At 66.6% G+C, this 1,627-nt stretch carries 2 protein-coding genes; both read left to right on the plus strand.

Features of this window, described 5'->3' with window-relative positions; genetic code table 11:
• Positions 1 to 1,023 (plus strand): MCE family protein (locus A9W96_RS07480; protein ID WP_067138722.1); only part of this gene is annotated, 1,023 nt, incomplete at its 5' end.
• A partial coding sequence (locus A9W96_RS07485; protein ID WP_067138724.1) for an Mce protein occupies positions 993 to 1,627 on the plus strand: 635 nt, incomplete at its 3' end. The genes A9W96_RS07480 and A9W96_RS07485, both read left to right, overlap by 31 nt.

A 1,627-nucleotide genomic window follows, 5' to 3' on the forward strand; every position in this document is an offset into this window, starting at 1 on the left:
GTCGACGCCACCCAGGCGATCGTCGGCGACTTCAAGAACCAGATCACCGACGTCAACGACATCATCCAGAACTCCGGGCCGGTGCTGGACAGCCAGGTCAAGTCGGGTGACAACATCGAGCGGTGGGCGCGCAACCTGAACAGGCTGGGCGCGCAGTCCGCGCAGGAGGATCAACACCTGAAAAGCGTGTTGCGCCAGGCGGCCCCGACGGCCGACCAGGTCAACTCGGTCTTCAACGATGTACGGGATTCGCTGCCGCAAACTTTGGCTAACTTCGAAATCATCTATGAAATGCTGAAGCGCTACCACACCGGTCTGGAGCAAGTGTTAGTCGCTCTGCCACAAGCCGCGTCGATTACCCAGGCGATTGTCGCGCCGTTCCCCAACCATGGATCGCTGGACCTGGGGTTGTCGATCAACCTGCCGCCGCCGTGTCTGACCGGCTTCACTCCCGCCTCGGAGTGGCGGTCGCCGGCCGACACCAGCATGCAGCCGCTGCCCACGGGCACGTACTGCAAGATTCCGATGGACACCCCGGCGAACAGCGTGCGCGGCTCGCGCAACATCCCCTGCGTGGATGTCCCGGGCAAACGGGCCGCGACTCCCCGGGAGTGTCGCGACCCCAAGCCGTATGTGCCGGCCGGTACGAACCCCTGGTATGGCGATCCGAACCAGATTCTGACCTGCCCCGCGCCCGCGGCGCGCTGTGATCAGCCGGTGAAGCCGGGCATGGTGATCCCGGCGCCGTCGGTGGACAACGGACTCAACCCGGCGCCCTCGGACCGGGTGGCGGGCACACCCCCGCCCACCAGCGATCCGTTGTCCCGGCCGGGGTCGGGTACCGTGCAGTGCAATGGTCAGCAGCCCAACCCCTGTGTCTACAAACCCAGCGGGCCTCCCTCGGCGATTTACAGTCCCCAAAGCGGTGAACTGGTAGGGCCAGACGGAGTTAAATACTCCGTCGAGAACTCGACCAGAACGGGAGACGATGGATGGAAGGAGATGCTGGCGCCAGCCGGCTGAACCCCATCGACACGGACGATTCGTTGACCATCCAGGACAAGAGCGAGGATTCGACGGCACCGCACAACGGAGCCGAGCAGACCGGCCCGCGGGACTCCGGCGAGTCTGAGGCGGACTCCGGCGGGGATGAGGCGGGACCCGGCGAGTCCGTCGCGGTCGCCCAGCGTCGCCCGTCCCGGGTGGGCCGCGGGTGGCTGGCCGCGATCGCCGCGGTGCTGGTGTTGTGCGCCGCCGGCGTCGGGGCCGGTGGCTACCTCGCGCTGCATTACCACCAGCAAAGCCAACAGATCGCCCGCAACGACGCGCTGGCGCTGAAGGCGGCGGTGGAATGCGTCTCGGCGACCCAGGCGCCCGACACCAATGCGATGACCGCGAGCGAGCAGAAGATCGTCGACTGCGGCACCGACGCCTTCCGCTCGCAGGCGCTGCTCTACACCAGCATGCTGGTGCAGGCGTATCAGGCCGCGAACATCCACGTTCAGGTGTCGGATGTGCGGGCGGCGGTCGAGCGCAACAACAGAGACGGATCGATCGACATTCTCGTCGCGCTGCGCGTCAAGGTGGCCAGCGACCAGAACCAGAACGAGGCCGGCTACCGGCTGCG

It is taken from the genome of Mycobacterium sp. 1245852.3, from assembly GCF_001669335.1.
GTDB classification, from domain to species: Bacteria; Actinomycetota; Actinomycetes; order Mycobacteriales; family Mycobacteriaceae; genus Mycobacterium; species Mycobacterium europaeum_A.